This is a genomic window from Citrobacter sp. Ct235 (assembly GCF_030332305.1).
Classification (GTDB): domain Bacteria; phylum Pseudomonadota; class Gammaproteobacteria; order Enterobacterales; family Enterobacteriaceae; genus Citrobacter_A; species Citrobacter_A telavivensis.
Window position 1 is genome coordinate 21,063 of sequence record NZ_JAOWIC010000040.1, and the last position, 6,251, is coordinate 27,313.

General features: G+C 50.7%; 11 protein-coding genes. 1 reads left to right on the forward strand and 10 read right to left on the reverse strand.

What is annotated here, in order from left to right; genetic code table 11:
• Positions 1-9: 9 nt before the first annotated feature.
• The 7 genes from rplV to rpsJ are packed head-to-tail and all read right to left on the reverse strand — an operon-like array spanning position 10 to position 3,379.
• The gene (gene rplV / locus OGY35_RS06770; RefSeq protein ID WP_000447529.1) at positions 10-342 is read right to left on the reverse strand and encodes a 50S ribosomal protein L22; all 333 of its coding nucleotides are present in this window, start codon (positions 340-342) and stop codon (positions 10-12) included.
• A 14-nt stretch (positions 343-356) separates the two neighbouring features.
• On the reverse strand, positions 357-635 hold the full coding sequence (rpsS, locus tag OGY35_RS06775; RefSeq protein WP_001138117.1) for a 30S ribosomal protein S19: 279 nt from the start codon (positions 633-635) through the stop codon (positions 357-359).
• Positions 636-651: 16 nt separating this feature from the next.
• Entirely contained in the window at positions 652-1,473 is an 822-nt protein-coding gene (rplB, locus tag OGY35_RS06780; protein WP_000301864.1) for a 50S ribosomal protein L2, read from the reverse strand.
• Between the two features lie 17 nt (positions 1,474-1,490).
• Entirely contained in the window at positions 1,491-1,793 is a 303-nt protein-coding gene (rplW, locus tag OGY35_RS06785) for a 50S ribosomal protein L23 (RefSeq protein WP_000617546.1), read from the reverse strand.
• The gene (gene rplD, locus OGY35_RS06790; RefSeq protein WP_000424395.1) at positions 1,790-2,395 is read right to left on the reverse strand and encodes a 50S ribosomal protein L4; all 606 of its coding nucleotides are present in this window, start codon (positions 2,393-2,395) and stop codon (positions 1,790-1,792) included. The genes rplW and rplD overlap by 4 nt, the downstream gene beginning before the upstream one ends.
• A gap of 10 nt (positions 2,396-2,405) precedes the next feature.
• A complete protein-coding gene (gene rplC / locus OGY35_RS06795) occupies positions 2,406-3,035 on the reverse strand; it encodes a 50S ribosomal protein L3 (protein WP_042326256.1) in 630 nt (209 codons plus the stop codon).
• Between the two features lie 32 nt (positions 3,036-3,067).
• On the reverse strand, positions 3,068-3,379 hold the full coding sequence (rpsJ, locus tag OGY35_RS06800; protein WP_001181005.1) for a 30S ribosomal protein S10: 312 nt from the start codon (positions 3,377-3,379) through the stop codon (positions 3,068-3,070).
• A 377-nt stretch (positions 3,380-3,756) separates the two neighbouring features.
• On the opposite strand from rpsJ, the gene OGY35_RS06805 reads away from it, so the two are divergent.
• Positions 3,757-4,239: a prepilin peptidase gene (locus OGY35_RS06805; RefSeq protein WP_152400214.1), complete on the forward strand. Its 483-nt coding sequence runs from the start codon at positions 3,757-3,759 to the stop codon at positions 4,237-4,239.
• Here the strand turns inward: OGY35_RS06805 and bfr are convergent.
• The 3 genes from bfr to tuf all read right to left on the reverse strand — a co-directional run.
• Positions 4,223-4,699 carry a bacterioferritin gene (gene bfr / locus OGY35_RS06810; RefSeq protein WP_042326254.1) on the reverse strand — a complete coding sequence of 159 codons (477 nt, stop codon included), beginning with the start codon at positions 4,697-4,699 and terminating at the stop codon, positions 4,223-4,225. The genes OGY35_RS06805 and bfr overlap by 17 nt on opposite strands.
• Before the next feature lie 72 nt (positions 4,700-4,771).
• Positions 4,772-4,966: a bacterioferritin-associated ferredoxin gene (gene bfd / locus OGY35_RS06815; protein WP_012135433.1), complete on the reverse strand. Its 195-nt coding sequence runs from the start codon at positions 4,964-4,966 to the stop codon at positions 4,772-4,774.
• Positions 4,967-5,147: 181 nt separating this feature from the next.
• A partial coding sequence (tuf, locus tag OGY35_RS06820; RefSeq protein ID WP_286631780.1) for an elongation factor Tu occupies positions 5,148-6,251 on the reverse strand: 1,104 nt, incomplete at its 5' end.

The following is a 6,251-nucleotide window of genomic DNA, read 5'->3' on the forward strand; positions in this document are numbered from 1 at the left end:
TCCAGAGTCTCAGCGATCGGACACAACCACAGTAATGTGGCTGGTGCGCTTCAGGATGCGATCTGCACGACCTTTTGCACGCGGCATAATGCGCTTCATGCTCGGGCCTTCGTCTACGAAAATTTTCGTAACTTTCAGATCGTCAATGTCAGCGCCATCGTTGTGTTCAGCGTTAGCAATGGCAGATTCCAGTACCTTCTTGACCAGTACAGCCGCTTTCTTATTGGTGTAGGTCAGAATATCCAGAGCCTGCGACACTTTCTTACCGCGAATCAGGTCAGCAACAAGGCGAACCTTCTGAGCAGAAGAACGAGCATGGCGATGTTTAGCGATAGTTTCCATCTCTTCCTCCTACCTTATTTCTTCTTCGCTTTTTTATCAGCAGCGTGGCCGCGATAAGTACGAGTCGGTGCGAATTCACCCAGTTTGTGACCGACCATTTCATCGGTTACGAATACTGGAACGTGCTGACGACCATTATGGACAGCGATGGTCAAACCGATCATGTTAGGAAAGATCGTTGAACGACGGGACCAAGTGCGCAGGGGCTTCTTGTCTCCGCTTTCCACCGCTTTCTCTACCTTCTTCAGCAAGTGCAGGTCAATAAAAGGACCTTTCTTGAGAGAACGTGGCATGGCTTATCCTCTAAAATTATTTGCTACGGCGACGTACGATGAATTTATCAGTACGCTTGTTGCTGCGGGTCTTCTTACCTTTGGTCTGAACGCCCCACGGAGTTACCGGGTGCTTACCAAAGTTACGACCTTCACCACCACCATGTGGGTGGTCGACTGGGTTCATCGCGGTACCGCGAACGGTCGGACGAACACCACGCCAGCGTGCAGCACCTGCTTTACCCAGAACGCGCAGCATATGCTCAGCATTGCCAACTTCGCCCAGAGTTGCACGGCAGTCTGCTTCGACTTTACGCATTTCACCAGAACGCAGACGCAGGGTGACATAAGCACCATCACGAGCAACGATCTGAACGTAAGTACCAGCGGAACGTGCCAGCTGACCGCCTTTTCCTGGTTTCATTTCTACGTTATGAACGGTAGAACCAACCGGGATATTGCGCATCGGCAGGGTGTTGCCTGGTTTGATTGCAGCATCAACGCCAGATTGGATCTGGTCGCCAGCTTTCAGGCCTTTAGGGGCCAGGATGTAACGGCGCTCACCGTCTTTGTACAGAACCAGCGCGATGTTCGCGGAACGGTTCGGATCGTACTCAAGACGTTCAACAACTGCCGGGATACCATCTTTGTTGCGTTTGAAGTCAACAATACGGTACGCCTGCTTGTGGCCACCACCGATATGACGAGTGGTGATACGGCCATTGTTGTTACGACCACCGGATTTGCTGTTTTTTTCCAGCAACGGAGCAAAAGGTTTGCCCTTGTGCAGCTCAGGGTTAACCACTTTAACGACGTGGCGACGACCCGGAGATGTCGGTTTACATTTAACAACTGCCATTGTATTACTCCTCCGACTTACTCAGCGCCGCCAACGAAGTCCAGATTCTGGCCTTCTTTCAGGGTGACGTAAGCTTTTTTCCAGTCGCTACGACGACCGATACGCTGTCCGTGACGTTTAACTTTCCCTTTAACTACCAGGGTGTTAACGACTTCGACTTCGACTTCAAACAGTTTCTGCACAGCAGCTTTGATCTCTGCTTTGGTCGCGTCTTTAGCAACTTTGAGAACGATGGTGTTAGTTTTTTCCATCGCAGTAGACGCTTTTTCAGAAACGTGCGGTGCACGCAGCACCTTCAGCAGACGTTCTTCACGAATCATGCCAGCATCTCCTCAACTTGCTTAACAGCATCAGCAGTCATTACGACTTTGTCGAAGGCGATCAGGCTAACCGGGTCGATACCCGTTGCATCGCGAACGTCAACCTTGTGCAGGTTACGTGCTGCGAGGAACAGATTTTCGTCCAGCTCACCGGTGATGATCAACACATCTTCCAGAGCCATGTCTTTCAGTTTCTGTGCCAGCAGCTTAGTTTTAGGCGCTTCAACAGAGAACTTCTCGACAACGATCAGACGATCCTGACGTACCAGTTCGGACAGAATGCTTTTCAGCGCGCCGCGGTACATCTTCTTGTTAACTTTTTGACTGTGGTCCTGCGGGCGAGCAGCGAAGGTCACGCCACCGGAACGCCAGATCGGGCTCTTGATAGAACCTGAACGCGCACGGCCGGTACCTTTCTGGCGCCACGGCTTTTTGCCGGAACCAGTTACTTCAGCACGAGTCTTCTGAGCACGAGTACCCTGACGAGCACCAGCTGCATAAGCAACAACAACCTGGTGAACCAGCGCTTCGTTGAAATCACGACCGAAGGTAGTTTCGGAAACAGTCAGCGCGCTCTGCGCGTCTTTCAATACTAATTCCATTGCTATCCCCTTACGCCTTCACAGCTGGTTTAACGATCAGGTCGCTACCGGTTGCACCCGGGACAGCACCTTTAACCAGCAGCAGGTTGCGCTCAGCGTCAACACGTACTACGTCCAGGCTCTGAACGGTTACACGTTCGTTACCCAGCTGACCTGCCATCTTCTTGCCTTTGAACACTTTGCCCGGAGTCTGGTTCTGACCGATAGAACCCGGAACGCGGTGAGACAAGGAGTTACCGTGAGTCGCGTCCTGGGTACGGAAGTTCCAGCGCTTAACGGTACCAGCGAAACCTTTACCTTTAGAGGTGCCAGTTACGTCAACTTTTTTAACTTCAGCAAACAGTTCTACGCTGATGCTCTGACCAACGGTGAATTCTTCACCTTCAGCCAGACGGAACTCCCACAGGCCGCGGCCAGCTTCAACGCCAGCTTTAGCGAAATGGCCAGCTTCCGGCTTGGTTACACGGTTAGCTTTTTTAGCACCGGTGGTAACCTGAACAGCACGATAGCCATCGTTAGCCAGGTCTTTAACCTGAGTAACACGGTTTGCTTCAACTTCGATTACGGTTACTGGGATAGAGACGCCATCTTCAGTGAAGATGCGGGTCATACCCACTTTTTTACCGACTAAACCAATCATTGTATCAACCTCTCAATCGCTCGATGACCTGATTAACCCAGGCTGATCTGCACGTCTACACCGGCAGCCAGGTCCAGACGCATCAGAGCATCAACGGTTTTCTCGGTTGGCTCAACGATGTCAACCAGACGCTTGTGAGTGCGGATTTCGTACTGATCGCGCGCGTCTTTGTTAACGTGCGGAGAGATCAGAACGGTGAAGCGCTCTTTGCGGGTCGGCAGCGGGATCGGACCACGGACTTGCGCACCAGTGCGCTTAGCAGTCTCGACGATTTCCGCGGTTGATTGATCGATCAGACGATGATCAAACGCTTTAAGGCGGATACGGATTCTTTGGTTCTGCATGAGACCAGAGCTCCAATTATTTTATAAACGAAAATGATTACTCCTCAGACCCATTACGATTGATGGGAGAGTGTAACCGTTCTTACGTAGCCCCCCGATTGGGAGCATTGTTAGATAGCCAAATCGGCTATCTGAGGTTCAAATCGAACCTGCCGTCGATTAAGACAAGCCCGCGCATTATACGTAAATATCAGACTGAAGCAAGTGTCGCGTAGATATTAATCACTTCGTCCGTAATGCGAGTAGGGTTCCAGGCTTTTATGTAGTGAATGAAACGCGGCAATTGAGCAGGAAAGTCGCTCGCAATACTCATAATAGTACCTTGCTCCCTCATTAGCCTTCTTTAAAGTAGCGACAGGATTGATGGAGGATACCTGATGGTCGCTGCCCTGCCCTTTCTGCTGCTATATACCGCATTGTCTTTGTCTCTTAGTTTCTGCGATGTGCGCAGCGGACAACTGCCGGACCGGTTTACCTGCCCATTGCTATGGGGCGGACTCCTCTTTCACCTGTGCATCATCCCGGCACAACTTGCAGATGCCGTATGGGGTGCCATTGCAGGCTACGCCAGTTTTGCCTTTATCTACTGGAGCTATCGGTTGGTTCGTAAGAGAGAAGGACTCGGCTATGGTGATGTGAAACTCCTTGCCGCGCTGGGTGCCTGGCATGGGTGGATGTCATTACCATTTTTGGTCTTTTGGGCGGCGCTGTTGGCGTGTTCTGGTATCGCAGCATTGGGGATAATTCATGGAAAGTCGGTATTAAAAAACCCGCTGCCTTTTGGGCCATTTCTGGCGGCTGCGGGTTTCATCACCGGATGTTACCGTTTCACTTCTGAAGCGATTAACTGGTCACTTTAATTTGCGACTGCAGATAATTTTGCAGGCCAATTTTCGAGATGAGATCCAGTTCAGTCTCCAGCCAGTCGATATGCCCTTCTTCATCCGCGAGGATTTCGATCATCATATCCCGGCTGACATAATCATGAACGGTATCAGCATAGGCGATCGCTTCACGTAAGTTTTTCGCCCCTTCGAGCTCTAATCTGAGATCGGACTGCAGCATCTCTTCAACATCTTCGCCAATCCCCAACTTACCGAGATCCTGCAGGTTCGGGATCCCTTCCAGGAACAAAATACGCTCAATATATTTATCCGCGTGTTTCATCTCATCGATGGATTCATGGTACTCGACGTCATTGAGGCGGGTAAGTCCCCAATTTTTGAACATACGTGCATGGAGAAAATACTGGTTGATCGCGACAAGCTCATTTCCCAATAGTTTATTGAGATAATTTATGATTTTAACATCACCTTTCATTTTATAGTCCCTCCGCTTCCACTCTCCAGAGCATAGATGGGGCTACAGGGATGTCAAAAAAAAGAGTGTGACTCAGGCGATCTCTTTAAATTCTGGCATTTGCATTAACTCATCCTGCATCACTTCGCGTGCTGCCCGAACGCATTTACCACATTGATTTCCCACAGGTATAAACTTGCGTAACTGTTGGAAGGATTGAGGATGAAACTGACGTACCGCCTGGCGAATTTTTTTATCACTTACACCATTACACAAACAAACGTACATGATCGCTCCCGTTCAATTTCTGCGCAGAGTGTAAATGAGAATAGTTATGATTACAATAGCACAATTCTCTCTACGCAACGGGAGCGAAGTAAAAATTGCGAGTAAATGTGACAACCAAATCACAGGCAGCAAAAAGGGCGCCGAAGCGCCCTTTTTAAGTGCAGAACTAATGAGTAAATAATTAGCTCATTACTTTAGCAACAACGCCCGCACCAACGGTACGGCCGCCTTCACGGATTGCGAAACGCAGACCGTCGTCCATCGCGATCGGGTGGATCAGGGTAACAACCATTTTGATGTTGTCGCCCGGCATTACCATCTCTACGCCTTCCGGCAGTTCGATGGTGCCAGTCACGTCAGTTGTACGGAAGTAGAACTGCGGACGGTAGCCTTTGAAGAACGGAGTATGACGGCCGCCTTCGTCTTTGGACAGAATGTACACTTCGGATTCGAACATTGTGTGCGGCTTGATGGTACCCGGCTTAGCCAGTACCTGACCACGTTCGATTTCTTCACGTTTGATACCACGCAGCAGAACACCTACGTTCTCACCCGCACGGCCTTCGTCCAGCAGTTTGCGGAACATTTCAACGCCAGTACAGGTAGACTTGGCAGTCTCTTTGATACCAACGATTTCAACTTCTTCGCCAACTTTGATGATACCGCGCTCTACACGACCGGTAACAACGGTACCACGACCGGAGATGGAGAATACGTCTTCGATCGGCAGCAGGAACGGCTTGTCAATCGCACGCTCTGGTTCCGGGATGTAAGAATCCAGGAAGCCAGCCAGTTCGATGATTTTCGCTTCCCACTCTGCTTCGCCTTCCAGCGCTTTCAGAGCAGAACCACGAACGATCGGCGTGTCGTCGCCCGGGAAATCGTACTGAGACAGCAGTTCACGAACTTCCATCTCTACCAGTTCCAGCAGTTCTTCGTCATCAACCATGTCGCATTTGTTCAGGAACACGATGATGTACGGAACGCCTACCTGACGACCCAGCAGGATGTGCTCACGAGTCTGCGGCATCGGGCCGTCAGTCGCAGCAACAACCAGGATCGCGCCGTCCATCTGCGCAGCACCGGTGATCATGTTTTTAACATAGTCGGCGTGGCCCGGGCAGTCTACGTGCGCGTAGTGGCGAGTCGGGGTGTCATATTCAACGTGAGAGGTGTTGATGGTGATACCACGAGCTTTTTCTTCCGGCGCGTTATCGATCTGATCGAATGCGCGAGCAGCACCGCCGTAGGTTTTAGCCAGTACGGTAGTGATGGCAGCGGTCAG